General features: G+C 58.0%; 16 protein-coding genes. 8 read left to right on the plus strand and 8 right to left on the minus strand.

Annotated features, from left to right (window positions below; all coding sequences use genetic code 11):
* Positions 1 to 195: 195 nt before the first annotated feature.
* From C8C96_RS24470 to C8C96_RS24490, 5 genes are all read left to right on the plus strand, one after another.
* Entirely contained in the window at positions 196 to 600 is a 405-nt protein-coding gene (locus tag C8C96_RS24470) for a hypothetical protein (RefSeq protein WP_147455761.1), read from the plus strand.
* A 23-nt stretch (positions 601 to 623) separates the two neighbouring features.
* On the plus strand, positions 624 to 1094 hold the full coding sequence (locus C8C96_RS24475) for a hypothetical protein (RefSeq protein WP_060985853.1): 471 nt from the start codon (positions 624 to 626) through the stop codon (positions 1092 to 1094).
* A 13-nt stretch (positions 1095 to 1107) separates the two neighbouring features.
* Positions 1108 to 1686: an RES family NAD+ phosphorylase gene (locus tag C8C96_RS24480; RefSeq protein ID WP_121944311.1), complete on the plus strand. Its 579-nt coding sequence runs from the start codon at positions 1108 to 1110 to the stop codon at positions 1684 to 1686.
* A gap of 16 nt (positions 1687 to 1702) precedes the next feature.
* The gene (locus tag C8C96_RS24485; RefSeq protein WP_121944312.1) at positions 1703 to 2233 is read left to right on the plus strand and encodes a chlororespiratory reduction 6 domain-containing protein; all 531 of its coding nucleotides are present in this window, start codon (positions 1703 to 1705) and stop codon (positions 2231 to 2233) included.
* Positions 2234 to 2361: 128 nt separating this feature from the next.
* On the plus strand, positions 2362 to 2868 hold the full coding sequence (locus C8C96_RS24490) for a helix-turn-helix domain-containing protein (protein WP_121944313.1): 507 nt from the start codon (positions 2362 to 2364) through the stop codon (positions 2866 to 2868).
* On the opposite strand, the gene C8C96_RS24495 is transcribed toward C8C96_RS24490, so the two are convergent.
* Complete coding sequence (locus tag C8C96_RS24495) at positions 2856 to 3827, minus strand: hypothetical protein (RefSeq protein WP_147455762.1); 972 nt, start codon at positions 3825 to 3827, stop codon at positions 2856 to 2858. The two genes, C8C96_RS24490 and C8C96_RS24495, sit on opposite strands and share 13 nt — an antisense overlap.
* A 315-nt stretch (positions 3828 to 4142) precedes the next feature.
* Between C8C96_RS24495 and C8C96_RS24500 the strand changes: the two genes are divergently transcribed.
* Complete coding sequence (locus tag C8C96_RS24500; RefSeq protein ID WP_003049965.1) at positions 4143 to 7058, plus strand: Tn3-like element IS1071 family transposase; 2916 nt, start codon at positions 4143 to 4145, stop codon at positions 7056 to 7058.
* Positions 7059 to 7170: 112 nt separating this feature from the next.
* Here C8C96_RS24500 and C8C96_RS24505 read toward each other — a convergent pair whose 3' ends face one another.
* The 5 genes from C8C96_RS24505 to C8C96_RS24520 form a co-directional block, all read right to left on the minus strand.
* Positions 7171 to 9390: a hypothetical protein gene (locus tag C8C96_RS24505; RefSeq protein WP_147455763.1), complete on the minus strand. Its 2220-nt coding sequence runs from the start codon at positions 9388 to 9390 to the stop codon at positions 7171 to 7173.
* Positions 9391 to 9395: 5 nt separating this feature from the next.
* Positions 9396 to 11228 (minus strand): sigma factor-like helix-turn-helix DNA-binding protein, encoded by a 1833-nt coding sequence (locus C8C96_RS24510; protein ID WP_158605803.1) that lies wholly within the window; start codon positions 11226 to 11228, stop codon positions 9396 to 9398.
* A 586-nt stretch (positions 11229 to 11814) separates the two neighbouring features.
* Complete coding sequence (locus tag C8C96_RS24515; protein ID WP_147455764.1) at positions 11815 to 12213, minus strand: hypothetical protein; 399 nt, start codon at positions 12211 to 12213, stop codon at positions 11815 to 11817.
* Between the two features lie 4 nt (positions 12214 to 12217).
* The gene (locus C8C96_RS24820) at positions 12218 to 12823 is read right to left on the minus strand and encodes a hypothetical protein (RefSeq protein ID WP_147455765.1); all 606 of its coding nucleotides are present in this window, start codon (positions 12821 to 12823) and stop codon (positions 12218 to 12220) included.
* Positions 12820 to 13815 (minus strand): ParM/StbA family protein, encoded by a 996-nt coding sequence (locus C8C96_RS24520; protein WP_121944318.1) that lies wholly within the window; start codon positions 13813 to 13815, stop codon positions 12820 to 12822. Before C8C96_RS24520 ends, C8C96_RS24820 begins: the two co-directional genes overlap by 4 nt.
* Positions 13816 to 14221: 406 nt before the next feature.
* Between C8C96_RS24520 and mobI the strand changes: the two genes are divergently transcribed.
* Entirely contained in the window at positions 14222 to 14836 is a 615-nt protein-coding gene (mobI, locus tag C8C96_RS24525; protein ID WP_147455766.1) for a conjugative transfer protein MobI(A/C), read from the plus strand.
* Positions 14837 to 16356: 1520 nt separating this feature from the next.
* Here the strand turns inward: mobI and C8C96_RS24535 are convergent.
* Both C8C96_RS24535 and C8C96_RS24540 read right to left on the minus strand, forming a co-directional pair.
* A complete protein-coding gene (locus tag C8C96_RS24535) occupies positions 16357 to 17652 on the minus strand; it encodes a Y-family DNA polymerase (RefSeq protein ID WP_121944332.1) in 1296 nt (431 codons plus the stop codon).
* Between the two features lie 7 nt (positions 17653 to 17659).
* Positions 17660 to 18079, minus strand: a complete 420-nt coding sequence (locus tag C8C96_RS24540) for a LexA family transcriptional regulator (RefSeq protein ID WP_233584430.1) — start codon at positions 18077 to 18079, stop codon at positions 17660 to 17662.
* A gap of 478 nt (positions 18080 to 18557) precedes the next feature.
* Between C8C96_RS24540 and C8C96_RS24545 the strand changes: the two genes are divergently transcribed.
* A complete protein-coding gene (locus C8C96_RS24545) occupies positions 18558 to 19697 on the plus strand; it encodes a hypothetical protein (RefSeq protein ID WP_121943784.1) in 1140 nt (379 codons plus the stop codon).
* Positions 19698 to 19703: the final 6 nt, after the last annotated feature.

A 19703-nucleotide genomic window follows, 5' to 3' on the forward strand; every position in this document is an offset into this window, starting at 1 on the left:
TTGAGCCTCGTTTAATGCTCCATAATGGATATTATGGAACAGTAAATATTAAATGTAAAACGATTCCGAAGCGCCAAAAACTTAACGAACTTAACGGATTGATCGGGCGCACTCAATTCAACGTAGCTATCCAATCTTGCGAAGTTTTCAGGAGCGATGTACAGTTCCCCTTGGATGCACCGGCCTGGACGAGCGATGTCCAGCCAGCGACCACAGGAGAACGAGATGCTTGTTTGGATAGACGGCCCGAGTGGGCCTAGCGCACCTGCAGCGCCTAATCACTACGCGATCATTCGCCGCAACGGCAACCTGGTTCCCTTTGAACCGCAGTTGATTGCTCAGGCCATGATGAAAGTGTTCCTGGCCGTGCATCAGACGATGCGCACGGGTAGCACCTGGAACACGCTTTCTTTCCTGCGCAACCCACCGTCCAGCCCCGTCTCCCAGTGGTACAGCCCCGAACGCCTGGAGGTCCGCCTTGCGAAGAGGGGCGGTGGTGCGCGCCTGAGCGCACGGCGCCGCAACAACACAGACCTTCGCGACGGATCTACTTCTGGCACCTTCTCGGCGGCAAAGCCCAACCTGCGCAACGCGCCATAAGCGCACCACGGTTTGAAATTCCCATGAACACCCTGTCCATTTCCTCACCGTTTGCCCACCGCAATGCCCCAGACCTCTCGCAGGCGTCTCCTGATCCCTACGCGACAGCGGCCCAGTCTGCCGCTGTCTTGCGCTCGGGGGCGCAGTACCGCCGCGAGCGCATGGAAGCCGACGACATGATCACGACCGACGACGCTGCACTGCTGGCGGGCGCCAGCCGGGTGACCATCAACGCCTGGATCAAGTCGCGCCGCTGCATCGGGGTTTCCCACCTGCGCCGGGGTTTCAAATTGCCACGCTGGCAGTTCGAACCCAACCTGTGGCCCATCCTGCAGCCCTTGGCATCGGCCCTTGGCGCGTCCGATGGCTGGCAGGTGCTCACCTTCCTGGAGACGCCGGCATCGGCCTTGGACGGTCAGACACCCCGCGCCGCACTTGAGCAGGGCGTCCCAGCGAAACACATCCTGGCATTGGCAACGGCTGAGGCTCACTGAATGACCTCGCCCCATGAACCTGACAGACCTCAATCCGCCGTTCATTGAACTTCCCGACCGCCAAACTTGGCACCGCATCCAGCGCACCAGCTGGCGCAAAGACAGCGTGCGCACGCGCGGGTTCATCCTCCCGCCCTTCGGTGTTCCCTCCGGCCGCTTCGATCTGTCCGACGAACCCACCGCCTACCTCGCCGATAGCGAGTTGACCTCGTGCTACGAGGCGCTCTTTCGGCGGGACACGCGCAGCTACACCCTGGATCAACTCCGGCAGCGCTCACTAGTCGCCTTTCGCACGGCGGCAGGCATGCGCCTTGTCGATCTGCGTGGGCTGGAGGAGAACTACCCTGTGCTGCAATCTCTGCGTTACGAGACCACGCAGGCCTTTGCCGCCGACGCCCGGAAGGCCGGTGCCCATGGTGTCATGTACGCATCCGCGCAGCACCCCTACCATTCCTGCGTCTGCCTGTTTGAACGCGGTGTGGCCAGCATGACCAAGGTCTCAAGCACACCGCTCGTGCAACCCGGCAGTGATCGCCTCCACCTCAGCGTTCTGCGCGCAGCACTGGGCTCCCAAGTGGCCATCGTCTCGTAAATCAGGAGCGCAACCCATGCCCATGACCCCCAAGCCGTCAGTTCTCCGCACCGATGCCGCTGGCCTTGCCGCCTTTGAGGGTGACGCTCTGCTGGTGTTGGAGATCTCCAAGCGCGAGATTGAAACCGCCAACATCGCCAGCGCTTTGGAACGTCTCCATGCAATCGCGGAGTCCAGAGAGACCGCCCTTCGCTACCAGGAGTGCCTGGTCATCCAGGTGGTGGGTTACGACACCGACCCGCGCGAGCTGGCGGAAATCCCCGAGGTGCGCGCCTTCTTTGCCCGCCTCGCCAAAGAGTGGCCCCACTGGATGTGGTTCCTGCACAGGCGTGTAGGCGCGATCCATCTGCTGATGGCGCTGCTTTGCAAGGTCAAAATCCATCGCCGGGGGGCCAGTACAGGGACCGAGTTTCTTGACCGCTACGAGCTTGCCGCCCAGATGGCAGACCTGTTTCAACGCGGCAACGCCATGTTCGAGGCGTTCGGAATCAGCGAAGGTGAGGCCGAAGCTTCATGCGAGAGCGCTTGCGCTGAATTGGTCCCCTAGAAGACACCTGCCCAGGCTTCACTAGATGGTCAAACCAACAGGATCGCAGGGACACCAGACCTCGCGCGATATCAGCGGATCTTCTGGGCTCGTGTGCCCACTACCATTTCCAAAAGATTGAACCGCCCATGACAACAAAAACCGACTTGTCGCCTGAATCGGAACCCGCAAAGGCCGACAACAGCAGCTCCTTTGGGCGGCGACTGAAATTGGAGAGGCTCAGGCGACAGCTATCTCAGCAGGAAGTGGCGACACATTGCGGCGTCGCGAGGACAACGCAGAACAGCTATGAAAATGACAAACGCTCACCAGGTTTGGACTACGTGCAAAAACTTGGAGAGCTAGGATTCAATCTCCCCTACCTGCTGAACGCAAAACCACCGCCGCCATCTATTTCAGAGGGGCTTCAGGCAACCCCTGAGGCACTTGGGAACGCGTACCGCATCGTTGACGAATTCTGTGTAGACAGCGCTGGCAATCGATTTCCCCTGGAAAGTAGGCTTCAATTCTTTCAGCTTTTGTGCATGACCATGCACGAAGACTGTAGAAAAGATTCGACCATGGGCACGCTGCGAGATGCGATCAAGAAATTGCCCGCGAAAGGATCTCCCGAGCGAAAAGGTCAGTCCTGGTAGACGGACACACGCCGCAGCGTTTTCCCCAAAACGACCACCTCCACACTGCCGACCGTGTAGCCACCGAGCTGCCATCGGCGGCTTCCATCTGACGCCCGCTGCTGCTCCCCAAAGGCACCTGCCATCCGCTGCTCGAACGCAGACATGTCCTCGGCCGTGACGCTGCAGGTGACACCCACCATGCCCCGGCGCGGCTGGAAGTCGAATTGCACGGGCCGATCCACTGAGCAGGGAATGAAGCCGTCGCTCAAGCGGATCGGCGGCTGCATGCCGGCCTGGTAGCCCATGCCACACCCGATACCGCCTCCAAACGAATAGGCACTGCAGTTGCGGACATCGAAGCCATAGAGATCACCAGCTTCTCTGGGCGACATCCCCAGCGGCGCTGCAACCGACACGCCAGCCTCATCACCAGGCTTGGCGATGTAGACCATCTGGGCCGAACCGCAGCCAGGGTACAGCCGCACCTTGTAGCTGGTACCGTCCTTGAGCTGGCTGGACACGTCGAAGAACCCCTCCTTCGAAAACGAGGTCTTTACGTTCCACGGACCCTCATGTTCCAGCACCTTGCTGATGGCCTCGATCAGGCTGGACTCACGGCAGGAGCCGCTTTGGGTCGCGGCGAACCAGGTTGCCTTGGCCTGCGCCGATTTCGTCACGTCATCGGCGCAGCGCAGCCAAGACTTGTCCGAGTTGGCGGCGGCATAGGGCCCCCAGCACCACCCACGGGATTCAGCCATCTCCTCCGCAAGGTTCGCGCGGCTGCACGGAGATCCTGGCTTGTCCGAATCCTGTGTCGCCGCGCGGCACTCTACCCGCTGGTGCAGGGCCTCGGCCTGCAGCTTTTCGTCGCTCATGGCGCCGTAGGCCTTGCGCACATCTTCGACGGTCGTTTCGCCGCAACCGGTCAGCACCAAAGCTGCGGCCGACACCAAAGGCAAGAGGACAGGAAGTTTCATTGGGCTGGACGGTAAGGGGAAGTGGCGAGCTTAGCCCGGAGCGTGCTCAACAAGCGCCCGCTGGCGTCCAGTTCGGTGAAGTCGTTCACGCTGCCCGTCAAAAAAAAGGCGAGCGCAAAGAGGCGCGAGGTGGACCCGCGCTATCAGCGTCAGGCCAGCCACCCCAGCTTGGGGTCTCCTCGTTTTCAGTGCAATAAGTGACGGTACGCAAAGCTAGCACTGGCGCGGGGGTGGTCTGGGTAGACCGTTGATTTCATTGACTTTCCTGTTCGCTTTGTAAACGGGTATGGTGGCCTCCCACTTTTGAGGTTCACGATGCAGGGTTGGCACACAACGTTTTTGGGGATGCGTGGGCTCCCCCGCGATATCAGCGACTTCGAGATGAAGGCATTTTTCACCTTCGATGGTGCCGAGCGCGACGCAATCAATGCACGCCGAGGTGATTCCCACAAGCTTGGTCTGGCGCTCCATATTGGTTTCCTGCGCATGAGTGGGCGTTTGCTCGGTGCCTTTCGGGTAATTCCAGTAGCCTTGTGGCGCCACCTTGGCAACGAGCTTGGCATTGCAGCACCAGAAGTCGCCTCGCTGAGAGCCATGTATGAACGCGGGCGCACGCTATTCGATCACCAACAAGTAGCCTGCACGGTCCTTGGATTCCAGTGGATGAGCGAGCACCAGCGCCGCTCACTGGTACGTGAACTGCGCGACGAAGTGGCGCGCTGCGCCGACCGCGATCAGCTACTCGTGCGGGCGCGTCAATGGCTGTACAAGAACAAGCTGGTGATCGTGCACGAGCGGGCAATTCGGACACTGATTGCGGCGGCACTTGCCCAGCTTGAAGTTGAAACAGGCACCGCCATCGCCGCCAGCGTTGATCCAGCAACACTTGATCGCTGGCGAGCCTCAGTTTCAGAGCTGCGCCCAGATGGACAAACCCAGCAGAGTTGGCTATGGGCTGCACCGGCGAAACACTCAACCCGCCAAATCAGCGAGGTACTGGAGCGCATCGACCTGCTTTACACGCTGGACGTTCATAAGCACCTGGCAGACATCCCCGATCTCATCTTGCGCCGCTACGCGCGCCGACTTGTCTCCAGGCCGCCCTCAGCCGGAGCCAAGATCAAAGAGCCAGCGCGCACCGTGGAGGTCGCATGCTTTCTTCGGTATTGCCTGTTCACCACCACAGACCAGTTGATCCTTATGGTGCAGCGCCGGATCGCCGATCTGTGGCGTCAGGCTGCCGCCGATGTCCCCGCTACCGTCAATTGGGCCGCAATGTACAAAACGCTGCTCGGCGAACTTGTTGCCTTGAGCGCGCAAGGTGCGGTGCCAGATGCTGAGTTGCGTGCCCGTCTTGAAGCCTTGATCACCGAAACCCAGAAACGCAAACCACCGAGCAGGGCCTCCCTGGTCCGCGAGGGATTGATTGATGGAATTCGCCCCGTGCGGTCGTTGCTCGTCGCCATTGCAAAGCTGCCCTGGCAGGCCACCGGCGAGCATCCTGCCATCGAGTACCTTGCCAAGCTGCAAGCTTTATATCTCAAAGGATCCAGAAAGCTGCCAGTTGAAGTGGTGGCACCAAGTCTGGGAATGATCTGGCAGGTTTCGATCTCCAGCCCAGACCGGGAACGGGCGTTTCAGGCGTTGGAGGTGGCCACCCTGTTTGCCCTGCGCCGCGCGGTGCGCAATGGCTCGGTCTGGATTGAGCACAGCCTGAGCTTTCGGGGTCGTGCGCGCTTGTTCTTCACGGACGAGCGTTGGCAGGCAGAGTCCAAGAAACACTATGCCCGTCTATCGTTACCCAGCAAGGCTGCCACTTTCTTGAAGCCTTTGCTGGCCAGAGTAACTGCCGGTGTCGATGCGGTGGCCGCTGCAGCCCGCAGTGGCGTACTGCGCGTGGATGATGAACTCCATTTGTCGCCATTGCCCGCAGAGGACGAAGACCCAGAAGTGACCAAGCTGCGCGCGGCTTTGGATCACCGCATCGGTGAGGTTCAATTGCCGGAAGTGATTCTGGCCGTTGACGCCCAGGTGCGCTTTAGCTGGATCATGCTCGGACGTGAGCCGCGCTCTACCGACGAGCTGCTGATGGTCTATGCCGGCATCATGGCCCACGGCACCAGTCTGACTGCGGTCGAATGCGCGCGCATGATTCCGCAATTGTCTGCCACCAGCATTCGCCAGGCCATGCGCTGGGCGCGGGACGAACGGCGTCTGAGCCAGGCCTGCCAGGCTGTGCTGGAATTCATGCAGCGACACCCGATTGCCGCCACCTGGGGGCGGTCCGATTTGGCATCTTCTGACATGATGAGCATGGAGACCACCAAACGGGTGTGGCAAGCCCGGCTTGATCCTCGGCGCAACACACCTTCCATTGGAATCTACTCCCATGTAAAAGACCGGTGGGGCATCTTCCATGCGCAGCCCTTTGTGCTCAATGAGCGCCAGGCGGGCGTGGCCATTGAAGGTGTCATCCGCCAAGAAAAGCTGGAGACCAGCCAGCTTGCTGTGGATACCCATGGCTACACCGACTTTGCCATGTCACATGCCCGTTTGCTTGGTTTTGATCTTTGCCCGCGGTTGAAGGAACTCAAACAGCGCCACCTCTTTGTGCCACGCGGCACCAAAGTGCCCGCAGAAATCGCTGCGGTGTGCGAAGCCAATGTCGACGTCGCTTTGATCGAAAAGCATTGGGATAGTCTGGTGCACCTGGCAGCCTCGGTCATGAGCGGACATGCCAGTGCGGTGGCAGCTCTTGCGCGGTTCGGTTCTGCCGCCCAGGGCGATCCAATCTATGAGGCTGGCGTGCAATTGGGGCGGTTGCTGCGTACGGCGTTTTTGGCTGACTACTTTGTCAAGGACGCTTTCAGGAACGAGTTGCGCCGGGTGCTCAATCGGGGCGAGGCTGTTAACGCCCTCAAGCGCGCCATTTATACCGGCCGGATCAGCCCGGCGCAGGCCAAACGTGTCGATGAAATGCAGGCTGTGGCCGATGCGTTGAGCCTGATGGCCAACATCGTGATGGCGTGGAATACCTCACAGATGCAGGCGGTCCTGGATCGCTGGTCGAACCGCCGCCAGGTCATTCCACCGGAACTGATCGGGAAGATTGCGCCCACCAGGCTGGAGAGCATCAACTTGCGGGGTGTGTTTCGCTTCCCGGTTGACCGCTATGCTGACCAAATCCTGCCTTCGCGGCCAAATGCATCGATAACTGGCACCAATGGATGAAACCGACCACGGTTTGACGCCACGAATCGCAGATTTGAAAGTGAACAGGAAAGTCAATGAAATCAACGATCTACCAACACCACCTCCGCGCCAGTGCTAGCTTTTCGTACCGTCACTTATTGCACTGAAAACGAGGAGACCCCAGCTTAAGCAGACTTTTGAGGGCGTGCACCTGGTCAGGATGGTCGAAGTGTTGCCCCTGAAACCAGTCAATCAGCGTGGTGCCCATTTCCCGCGCGTTCCATGCAGAGGTCAGCACCTCCCGAACGTCCACTCCGTAGGCGTTGAATCGTTTCGCAGCGATTTTCATATCGTGGTGGGCAAGAATCTGTTCGACATCGCTGGCGAGACCCAGCTTCGCCTGCCACCCTTGCCGACTGACATTGAAAATGGCCTGGTTCACGGCTCGTCGGTTTTCCTCTCGCTTCATGGCCGCTTCCAGTGCCACGCGAGACACCCGCGCCTGCTCGATCCGAGCACTCTCTCGTTCGCGCTTTGCTTTCTGTAATCCCCTGGCATGCTCCTGAGTCCCGAACTCTGCTTCCAGGCTGGAGGCGAGTTCGGGAAACAACGCGGCGATGAGCGCGTCAAACTTGCGTGAACGAGCAAATTGGATTTCGCCAGCCTGCAGTGAGTTTGCTACGTGCAACCGCATAGATTCCATTTCAGCACCAGGCGCTCCCCGGATGACTGGCTTGTAAACCTTCAGCCCTATCAAGCAGTAAGTGATGAGCGACCGGAACTCGCGTGAGTGCGCAAGAGCGCTACACATGTCGGTCAGCGAGATGTTCGCCGGCACTGGTGCGTGGCTGTGTGATCTTGCCAAGTGGAGGAAGTGAAGAACCCCAGTTCTTTCGACAAGGGCGCTCTCGTCGGCATCTGGGAACCCGATGTCCACCAGCCGCTGGTGGAGGTCATGCAACTCAATGAAGTGACCGGATACGACCCCAGCGCGGCCCCACTGCCAATGCTGGACCAAGGCCTGACGGTAGACTTTGAGCAGTTGTTCCTGCGTCAATGAGTCCAGCCATCGGCGCGTGCGGTGCTCTCGGGCGAGGGCTTCCTTTCTGGACTTATCGACTTCATCAAGCGCCTGGTGTACTTCAGCGCGCAGCGCGGCTACTAGCGGATGGTAGACCCAGCGCTTGTTGCCAGGATTGCGCAACACCTCGGCCGTCAGTTCATCCACCGTGACGCGGCCTTTTTGGCGAAACCCGCGCACATCGATTTCAAGGCAGGCAACACCCATCGCCTCAATCTTCTTCAGCTTGACCTCATCGACCCTGTGTGTCACAGCAACTTCAATGATGAGATCGAATGGCTCTCCACGGGTGGGCCGCACTCTGCAGAAGACATCCGCAACGATGCCAGCTATCGGCCACTCTGAAACGGTGCCACTCAGGCCCAGATCCCCCAGAGCAAGCATGACCTCACGGGAGATGGTTTCTCCGTCCGCCATGTAGCGGTGCAGCGGCTCCGAGTAGACCGGTGAAACTATCGAGTGCGCCTGCAGCAGGATTGACTTGATCACATGGTGAAGAAGGCTCTCCGATTTTTGTGCTGGCGTCAGGCCATCAAGGTCCCCAAGCACGGACGGGAGCAGATCCAGGTACTTCGTGGCTTGCTGCTCGGCGTCTTGGGTCGCCATGCTTTGGAGTTCTTCATCTTCCCAATGCTTGTCCCAGCACGACTGCACCTCATCGCCGATCTTCATTTTGGCGAGTATTTCCGCCATGTCCCACGACGCTACATCCGGGTTATCTACTGTGATCGTGATGATGGCGTCATAGTCGCCCTCGTTTCTCACAGTGCGCTGCGTGTCCAGGCGCAGCAATACGGTGTGTCCGTCATCCAGGGTGATGGAAGCCAGCTGCGAATCGATCCACGTATGTTCGCTCACGTACATGCGTCGGCGCGTTGCTGTCGCCTCGCCCTGGTACAAGTGACCAGAAATACCGGGTACCAATGCCCTGCGTGTCGGCGGGGGCAGATCAATCTCACGCTGCTCCACCAGCAACTGCAGCGCCGCAAGCCGCGCGATGACGACTAGGCAGTTGTCACGCTGCTGGCCCGTCTCGTGGCGGAAAAACTGACCGAGGGTATTGGCGCGCAGGAAATGCTCCCGGCCCACCCCCGCATTGACAGCCTGAAGAGCACTGCCGCACGCGGGACAGGTGCACTTGCATGCAAGGCCAGTTTCATCACGGCGAAGGTCGCAGATGGAGACCGCCTGGCCGGAGACGTTGCGTACCGCCCAACGCATGGGCTTTCCGGCTATGACTTTCGCCTCTTCTGCCGTTGGGGATCGCACTTTCCCCTGCTTCACGCTCATCCTGGTCATGGGATCGCAAGCTCATAGGTGCGGCTCTCGACATCGAAGACCACGTTGAAGGATTGCTTGGGACCGATGCCCTGGTCTGCGGCCACATCCGCGAGCTTTGAGATTTGCAGGTTCGAGCCGATGGCGATGGCTGGCCAAAGCCTTCGCGCGTGCTCGAAGGTTCCTGAAAGCAGCCCACCGAAGGCGCTTGGTAGATAAACGACCCGCCTCACCGGGGGCAGCGAACCAGACTGCCTCAGGGTCACTGACAGGGGCATGCTGGCGTCTAAATCCTCCGGCAACACCGCAGTCCTTGTCTCAATCAACCGTCGCTTTCGTGCCTCCACCAGGCCTTGCACCTGCAATGGCCTGCCATTGACGCGGTACACGGCATGCTCGACCTTCGCAAAGATGGGCGATGTAGACAGGGCGGCGCTCAAGGCCATGTTGCTCACCCCACCCTCCCCTACAACAGCCTTCGCCAGATCTGTTCGGGTCGCCACGTCATGGTGGGCCTCCATCACTTCCAGTGCCTGCAACTCAAGCGCGGAAAGAACATCTTGCCTCGGAATCGGCTCTCGCGCCCTGTATTTATTGTGGCCGTCTGCGTGCAGCCATGGCCACCCTGAGAGCAGCTCGACCAGGATGTGAAATGGCGGCAAGCTGAGGGTACGCCCCATTTCAAAAAAGAGCCTGTCGTCCGTCACGATGGCAGCGAGCAAGTCATCGATCCCGACACTCTGCGTCGATACGCACAGCAGCTTTTTTAGACGAGTAGCCAATGCTGACTCCAGCCCCCCTGGCAACGTGAACCAACTCCACTCTTCCTCAAGAAGCCTGAAGCCTGGCAAGCCTTTGAAAAGCGCGAGCAGTTCTTCAGGATCTGCAGAGACCCTTTCTTTCAGACTCAGATGGCCCGCGACTCGCAGCAGATTCGTACACCCTACCGCCTTGCATTCCCTATGGGCAAAGGAGATGGCCTTTTGAAACCACTGCAGCTGGGCGGCATCACTGTGAAGGACCCGCACAGCGGCGTAACCATCGGGGGTCCTGGTCTTGGCAAAGGCTGATCGTGCGACCGTCTGCCTACCCGTCAACTCAGCAAACTCAAGGGCAGCTCTGAGGCCGACCCCAGGCCCGAGCAGATTGACCAGCTCTACATCCGCCTCGTCAACATGCACTGGGGCAATTCGCGCAGCCGCAGCCATCAGTTTGTCCAACGCGGGCATTGCTATCGGACGGCTCTGTAACACCTGGATCACGGCGTCGCAGATTTGGCGTACTCGCTCACGGGTCAGGCCGTACTCGTCGCCCACCTGCTGCAGGGTCTTGCCGGTGGGTCCGCTGAAGCGGCTCAGGAATATTCCAACCCACCGCTCCTTCGCCAACTCGGTCCCCGGACGCCGCTCAGATACACGCATCGCCACCCGTGTAATGGCCTCCAGCTCGGTCCGCCAATCGCACTTGTCGGCCGCGATAAGCTGCTCGCAGAAAAACATTGAGGCTGGCGAGATCTCTGACGCACCGGCCCGATCTAACAGCCATTGCGCTACCGGCAGAGAACTTTGACGGGGAAACCGAATGTCTTGAATGTCTAGGTTGGCAACCCAGCTCGAACTGGCGGCAATGCGAACCCTCGTTCTCCACTCATCCGTGACTTCGCGGGTGGCCTGAGCCTGTTCGTCCACCTGCTCAGCTTGCCGCAGTTGGTTCGCAGCAGGCGTCCAGTAAAGCGCCTCAAGTCTTGCAAGTACGCCCAAAACATCCCCTACGGATCTACTCAGCGCAGTCTTCACATCCCTCAGGGTGAGGGTTGCAAATTCGGCGGGAGTTTGCAGGGTGGCAACCAAGGCCCGTATGCGGTCACGGTCGGTAGGGGCTACGGCTTGCTCCCACCCATCCGACAAACGGACCCCCACCGGGTGATTCCAAATTTCTGCGAAGCGGTTTCGACGCCCATCCACAAAGATCGTTCGAATCTCAGCGGCACGCCGTTCGCTGGGCAGAGTGCCACACCACGCCAAAAGGTCATCACCTGAAATCTCGCCCGCCGAACAACGAATTCTCCTCCGTACCATGTGCGCGGCAAAACTTGGTAAAACTCCAGCATGCCGGGGAAGCAAGCCCTCACCAAAAGAAGTCATCCGCTTATCTCCGTGTCTGAAGGGCGCGCGACGCACCGTCCCACCTAATCATCGTGAAAGCGGCTCATAACCGCGACTCACTAGGTAGGCTTGCACTGCCGTGAACCTTGACTGGGCCACTCCCAAATCTGTGAATAGTTCCTGCCTGCGCCCATGACGGCGATTTGTCTCACCATACCAATGTCGGTTGATTACGCAGGCCTCGAACAAGTCAATATCCAGGCTGAGGATGTACCGGCGCTTTCCACGCACAAACTCTTGACGCATACGCGCTCCGCAGAAACAGGCCTGCCTACGACGACTTGGCGCGCTTGCTGGCGAGTCCCACAGCCAGGTCTGTCAAGACCGCAGCTTGCAGGTTCTGCAATAAATCTTCAGGCACTCGGGTCCAGGCCAGAATGGAATTGGGATACGCGCCTACTGGCATTCCGTGTTCATTGAGGATGCAGGTGGTATTCCCCTGGGTGAAAACACTGCCATAAATGACGGTAACCGATGGCTTCATCATCATTTCCAGGCCGAGGGACTCAAGGTACATCGAAGGGTCGTGGGCAATGACCTCCACATACCGCTCGTTGTGCATACCGAACCACTTACGGCAAGCCATGGCGACTCGGACTCCCTCTGGGGGTATGCCCACGGTCCAGGAGCCAAGACTTGCGGACTGAGTGTTTTTCAGATCTTCATTCATTCCATTAACCCAAAGAACGTGCAAAGCTTCGAACACCTTTGCCAACCCTATTACTGGCGTCGGTCGTAGGCGATGCAACTGGAGCCATCTCGGTATTGCTTGGACTACCTGCAACCTCTTTTACCCGGTCAACAGGCTTCGGAAGAGACTCCACGTCATCTGCATTCGTCGGTATCGCAGGTTGTCTTGAGCGCGGGCTCCCCGACGAAATCTGAGATTTAGGTTCAGCCGCCATAGATACTTGTATTGCTGGCTTACTCCCGTCCACTACAAGTTTCCCCGTCTCTGAATAGAGCGCCAGAAGTGCCAATATCCTCAAACGTTCGGCTCTAGCGCGCTTAGAAATACTGCTCAACTGATCCAGCAACTTGGGCTGTGTTTCGCCAATAAACACTGCGAACTGGATCGGTTCGAGCTGCCCGTCAACAACCTCCATGTTGACCGGAATGCCCCTGAAAGTTTCTGATCCGCTTTCGAGGTACATACCGATCATTGCCAAAGCCCGAAGCCGTTCTGATCTGACATTAGCCGGAATCCGCGCAAATGCACTATGCAAAAGCGGGTACGCCTCGTTAATTTCGACAACGACTTTCAGGCTTTTGCCGCTCATACAGAAGCACCACCGAGCAGCCAAAATCCACGCGCATTCGAAAGCACAGGATTTTTAGGCGATACCACTTTCAGACGAGGGAATGCCTCCTGAATTGCCTGTTGGAAGAACGAAGATCCACCGCCGACCAGAACAATAACGTCAGGAGACATACTTTCCACGCGGAGAGCCTTTTGAATCGAAGTGGCTGTGACAGACGAAAGAGTTTCACTTGCCTTCTTGAGGAAAGGAGCAAGTTCGACACGCTCACCCATCAGCAAGATGCTTTCCTTGCCGGAGCGAATTGCATTTTCAAGCGTTTCGACACTCACTTTTGCTCCGTGCTCTTCGGCAATAAAAATGCCTGCCTGCTCCAGCAAAACAGAAGACGCTTTGATGCTCGTACCGCTAGATTGCCGCTGCAATTGACCGTTGCTTACCAATACCCAATCCAGCGAGTAAAAGCCAGGATCAACTACGAGGATTCGATGCTCATCCGTAATGCGTTGATCTTCAGGCCCTTCTTCCACTTCATTGACGTAATCGAGAAGGCCACCAATTGGCTGCGCGACGACCTTGACCTTCTTCACGTTAACCGTGCGCTTCTTGGTCACCTGATGCTCACCTGAAAACCGAGCTTCCAGATCTGCACGCAGCGACTCATCTTGAAACTGAGAAACTGGAAGGCCGGTGACAAGCAGGTCAATCTCCTTCATTTCAGTAAGGAGAAGACCAGCATTGAAAAGTGCTTTATACGAATCAGTTTTTGCGTAATCAGCATGGAGGGAGCGTTCCCACATTTCCGCACGATCTGTGGAGACGCCAGCAACAAACTCCTGTCCATTTACCTGAACATGCAAGAAGTCATCTTGCGAACGACCGTCAAAACGACTCCCGAAATGCTCTTTGGGTGCTGCACCAGCGGGGCGAATTACGGTTTTCAACGCGCCATCTGCAGGACCATACGCAAGCTTCAGATTCGAATACCCGACATCAATGCCAACTACGTTCATTACACGATCCTCTAAAATTAATTGCAATTGAATTGTACACGAATTGCAATTTCTAGCAATTCTTGCGGAAGTACAGCCGCAGTCCAGTCGCACCAGCGTATAGCCGTATCGCCGGGGCTTGTCGCACTACAGAGTGACTTCGGGCATCACCCGAGGACCGTGTATGGCGTCAAACCTTCAGAACAGTCATTGTAAGCATGTTGATCCTAATAGGATGGATTCACCCTATGGATTCATCCTGAAAACGATCTACTGGGGGTGTTTGACGTGGTTGCGCAACCATCAACGCTGTACAATGCGCAAACACGGCCAAAAGTGGTTCATCCTAATAGGATGGTTTTGGGGGGTACATCCATCCTATTAGGATGAACGAGTTTTTGGCGCCGTCCCTGGCGAACACCGGAACATGGGTAAGTTCATCCTACTAGGATCAACCTGCCTAGTAGATTCATCCCTTGAACCGCACCTGCAGAAGGCATCCTCGCTCGGGATGGAGGTACAGGGTAGGTCAATCCAAAGTAAAGAAGTGAATGTACCCATGAGTGAACAGTCTTTGTACGACGCCTCCATTGCGGCCCTTGAACAGTGCATCAGCGACCTCTATGACCAAGCCCATGAAGTCTCGGACAGCTACATGAGTTTTGTAGACGGTGTGGAGGGGAGCGCGAAGGGCTGGCAGTCGAGGAGCACGCTGCAGCTCTCATGCACCAGGAAGGGCAACCACTTGGATTTGAAGTGGACAGGAGTTAGGTGGTTTGGAAAGCAATCCGCTAGAACCAGTATCAGAGTCCATATTGCAAAGAACGCAACAACACTAGGCTACACCGAAGACAAATTGAAAGTCTTCGCTAAAGAGTGGGAAATTGCTGAGGTGATGAAGGCGGAACAGAAGCTTCAGGTTATTAGGCGTCAAGCAAGGCATATTGTTAAGGCCATCATCTCGGTTCGAAATGCCATCAAGGTCGCAAAAGCCAATCCGGGCGACTCAACCCTGGCGGATGACGAGACCGACAGCGAGTAGAGCGTCGAAGGCCCTCGGGCCTATGTAAAAGCAATAGAACCCGCAGCTTGACCCACAATCGTCTTTTTCACTTGCACTTAAACCTGGGCCCTATGTAGATGCACATGGGGCCTTTGACATTTCAGACGGGGATGGATGTGCTAGCTGGGTATTTCCCTCGTGGTGTTCGTGCTCTACCGCCTCCGTGCTTTGTCCCCTGCCTTCTTTACCCCGAAGAAATCTACGCGCCGTAGTTTGGCTCCCTGCGTCTCGGGGTTAAGCGCTCCCACGGGCTCCTTCTCTATACCTTTTGCGGGCTTCCGAGGCTTTTATTGACGGGGCGAATCCCCCCTCGCGGAATCGTTTCAATCGCGGCGATAGCTGAGGCCCTATGTAGATGCATTTCTATGTAGTTGCGCATCGATTTTGAAGACGGCCCACGTCGCCCCATCAGACCGACAGCGTTTAGTGCCGCCCCTTCATTTCCGTAGATTCAATTTCCCCCCTCAACCGGTATCTGCACCTTTTGGCGCTCGGTATTTGTCCTGTTTCTAGGCTTCAGCACCCTGGCTCCCCGTTCGGAATTCGCATACGAATTCGCTGGCCGCACTTTCGACCACAGTAGGATTGCGATAGATGGTTTTTGATACGACGAGCTACGCGTAAGCCATTGGGCTTGTGGCGACTCTGGCGGTTTGTCCCGCGTCGGGTTTTGATTCGGTGGTAGCCCAAGAAGAAATCGTCTCTCTGGGCCCGGTGAGGCGCGGCGGCGCTGAAATCGCTCTTGCGACCTTTTTCACCGACAAGCCGCCTTTTCCGGTCTTAGTGGCGCAGCCCCCCGGCGCGACCATATAAAGCGGGAATTGCTCACCGCTGCTCTCTGGTATTTCTGCGGGCTGAGGGTTTGCCGTCTCTTGTAATAGAGCCCCCAGATTCATTGATGGGCGTCCTCGCGCCCAAAAAGCCTTCAGAGCCCCCAAGTAATCCCCCCCGGCTGGAGCTTGAAAGTTTGTTTTTGGGGCCTCCTGCGCCTCATTACAAACCCGCCCGTTTGGTTAGACCGGCTCTATTTCGGAGTGTTTTTAAAAGGTGGCAGCAATTTTCTAGCGTAGCCCCCAGAGAAGAGCAAAGCTTCGCGGATTTCCTGCTCCCCAAGCACCCGCGCATGGTCCATAAGCCCCCGCCAGACGGAACCATCCTCAAAATCGCGGACCTTCACGATTTCAGCGTCTAAATCTGCGGCTATGACTTGCCCATACGAGGAACACCCCGGCCCGCAGTCGTATTCGACCAAATCAAGCCTTTTCATCCTTGCATCCCCCGCGAAAGATTCAACAGAAGCCCAATAGTCATTATCTGTTTTCACCGGATAAGGCACAAATACAAACCAGCGATTAAGCCGCAAATCATTTCAACAAGGCGGCATATGAATGCAGGATTATTTCTCAATACGAGCTATCTAGAGGCAATAGCCCCCTGCAAACGCCCTCCCAACCGCGAAAATGGCTTCTCTGGCCGAGGCTATTACCTCGCTGGTGCGCCTATGCGCGAGCGACTGGGATATCCTCAAGGCGCGTGGTGTATTGCGGTGTGAGCCGCATCTGCCTGGCTCCCCATGCGCGTTCAGTACCCACTCCCGTTCCCCCGACAAAAACCGTGCCCCGCCCGTATCGCCGATTCAATCGGTCAATCGTGGTCATCAAATGCGACTGGTCTTCTGGCTCGGAATCTTCCAAATCGAGTTCACCTTGGTGGAGCGTGGAACTGGCCAGATCCAGCAATATCACGCCTGCTTTTTGCAGCTGGTATCCGTCTTCATAAATCCGGCGCACTCCCGCGCGAGCTGCTTGGACCAGAATGGATGTGTCTGCAGTAGGCCTGCGCAAAGGCACGACTACTCCGCGCGAAAACTGGGGTGGTGGGCGAAAAGGCGAACTGTGGGCAAAAACATAAAGCTGGCCCGCGAAACTCCCCTGCTTCCTGAGTTTTTCTGCCGCGCGTGACGCAAACTCACTCACGGCCTCCAGTAATGGCTCCAGTGTTGTCACCGGACGGCCGAAGGACCGGGTTACCGCGATTTGCTTTTTATCGGTGGGCACATCTTCCAGGGCCATGCACGATTGACCGCACAACTCGCGCACGGTCCGTTCGAGCACCACGTTCCAGCGACGCCGAACGGTACCAGGGTCCATCCTCGACAGATCCCAAGCAGTGAGCACGCCGGCCTCTACGAGCTGCGCGCCTATCTTGCGGCCCACCCCCCACACATCCCCCACGGCGGTCGCCTGCATGATCGCCTTCAGCTCGTCAGCACTCAAGGTCGCGAGGTTGCACACCTGCGCCAGGTGCGCCGGATAGCTGCCCGGTTTCCTCTCTGCGTCCTTGGAGACGTGGTTCGCGAGCTTGGCCAACGTTTTCGTCGGCCCGATGCCCACACCGCACTGCAGACCGATCCATTGGCGTATGCGGGCCCGGACCTTGAATGCCCTCTCGGTCAGGTCACCGGGGATACCGTCGCAGCCGGAGAACGCTTCATCGATTGAATAGACCTCCGTCCGATAGCCAAAACCCGCTATGAGGCTCATCAGGCGCGAGGACATATCACCGTACAGGGTGAAGTTTGCCGAGAGCCCCAGCAGGCCGTGGGACTCGCTCAAATGGGAAATCTTGAACCAGGGAGCCCCCATCTTGATCCCGAGTGCTTTTGCCTCTTGGCTTCGGGCAATTGCACAGCCATCGTTATTGGAAAGTACAACGAGAGGACGGCCTTGCAGGGAGGGACGAAAGCTCTGTTCTACCGAGGCGTAGAAGTTGGATGCATCAAAAAGCGCGAACATGGCCACCTCACCTGCCGCCCCCGCGAAAGCGCTTGATCGAGGCCGTCACGACGCCCCAGATTTCGACTGTCTGCCCGTCTTTCGGGACGATTTCAGGGTACGTTGGGTTCGCTGCCACCAGCTTCATGCGCCCGTACTTGAGCCACAGCGACTTGCAGGTGAACTCTCCGTCCACCACGGCGACCACCACATCCTGGTGCACGGGCTTGAGGGCGCGGTTCACCACCAGCAGATCCCCGTCGAAGAGCCCCGCGTCCTTCATCGAGTCCCCGCGCAGCCGTAGCAGGAACGTCGCCTGGGGATGCGTCACAAGGATGGCTGTGAGATCCAGGCGATCAACATGGAAGTCCTCAGCGGGTGATGGAAAGCCTGCACGCACCACGTCACCGCCCACCGGCAGCACCAGCGGCTGGTCGGAGATGAGGATAGGCTGTGGGTCATGCTTCACACTGGATAAATATACAGCATCCGACAAAACCAGCAACTCCAAGGCCTATGGCCGGTGACTCCAACAAATAAAGTGCGTCGGACGTAAATAAAGTCCGTCGGGGAAATTCCGTATTGAGAAATTAATGCCGCCTCATTTGAGGCGGTTCATGTATCGATGCATGTGGAGGGGAGGGGCGGTGGGCTGCTTCAGGCTGGTTGCAGTCCTTCGCCTCAGCGGTTTCGGGTGACTGCTTCCGCCCCTGAGCGGAAGCAAAACAATAAGGGAGTGGTCATGCCCGATCGGGTGTGTTCGTCGTGCTTTGGAGATGAGGATCTGCACCAGTGGCATCAGGACGCAGCGCACAAAGGGGCGGGGGTCCCTGGAACACCGCTAACATCGCGGTTCATGCCAAGCAACTCCTAGGGCGCAAGAACGCTCAGGGGAGTGCCAGAACGAGTAAGTCCAGGGAGGACGCATGGCCGACATACAGAAGCGGTTGATCCAACTGCGCGCCCGACGCGTGGGTGATGACCGTCCAACGCGGACGCTGCTGGACGCGGCGGAGACCCGCGACGCGTTGATCAAGTCGCTGACGCCATCCAACGAGTCGTGGGAGGAGAAGCGCCAGAGCAAGCCGTTCACCGCCTATGCGATTGGGGCCATGCAGCCCGTTGACGCGCAGTACACGCGGGTGAGCCTTGAGGAGGCCAAACGGGTTGAGGATCAACTCAAGCCGCGATTGGCCGCGCGAGGAATTCCGACCGAGTACCGCATCCAGGGCTCGGTCGCGCTCGACGTCCATATCCGACGAGTTAGCGACGTCGACCTCTTAGCGCTAGACAGGAGTCATCTCACCTACGACCGCCACGGCGTCATGGCCGGCCGCGGGGTGTACCTTGGCCTGCCTGCCAGGATGTCTTCCACGGTGCTGACGAATCTTCGTCGCGGGATCATCACCTGTCTGGAGGACGCGTTTCCGCGGGCTACGGTGGAACCTGGCTCCAAGGCGGTCAGCATCTCGGGGGGATCACTTCGGCGCTTTGTCGACGTTGTTCCATCACACTGGCATGACACCGCCGAGTACCAACTGTCGCAGCTCGAGCGAGACCGCGGCGTCACCATCCTCGATGTCAAAAACGGCAAGACGATCGAGAACCTGCCGTTCCTGCACATCCACCGAATCACCGAGCAATGCAACGCCACCTATGGCGGTTTGCGCAAGGCCATCCGCCTGTGCAAGCAGCTCAAGGCCGACATGGAAGCCGACGGCCGCACCGTCGCGCTGCCCAGCTTTGATATTGCGGCCTTGATGTACCACGCCAACGAGCTGTGGCTCCGCTACGGCATCGTCTCCGAGATGTCCATTCTTGGAGAGGCACAGCGCCACCTCGACTATCTGGCGGTGCACCGCACCGAGGCCAAAAAGCTCAAGACGCCGGATGGACTTCGCACCATCCTGGATACCGAGAAGAAGTTCGAAGGGCTCACAAGCCTGTCGGTCGAGATGGACGACCTGGTCCGCCAGGTCGCGAGAGAGCATGGCGTCGCTGACCCGGCCAAGCAGACGATGGACGGCCTAAGGTCCACGCTGCGATCCGTGACGGCAACCGCCTGACGTGGC

The sequence above is a fragment of the Acidovorax sp. 100 genome, assembly GCF_003688355.1.
Lineage (GTDB): Bacteria > Pseudomonadota > Gammaproteobacteria > Burkholderiales > Burkholderiaceae_C > Acidovorax > Acidovorax delafieldii.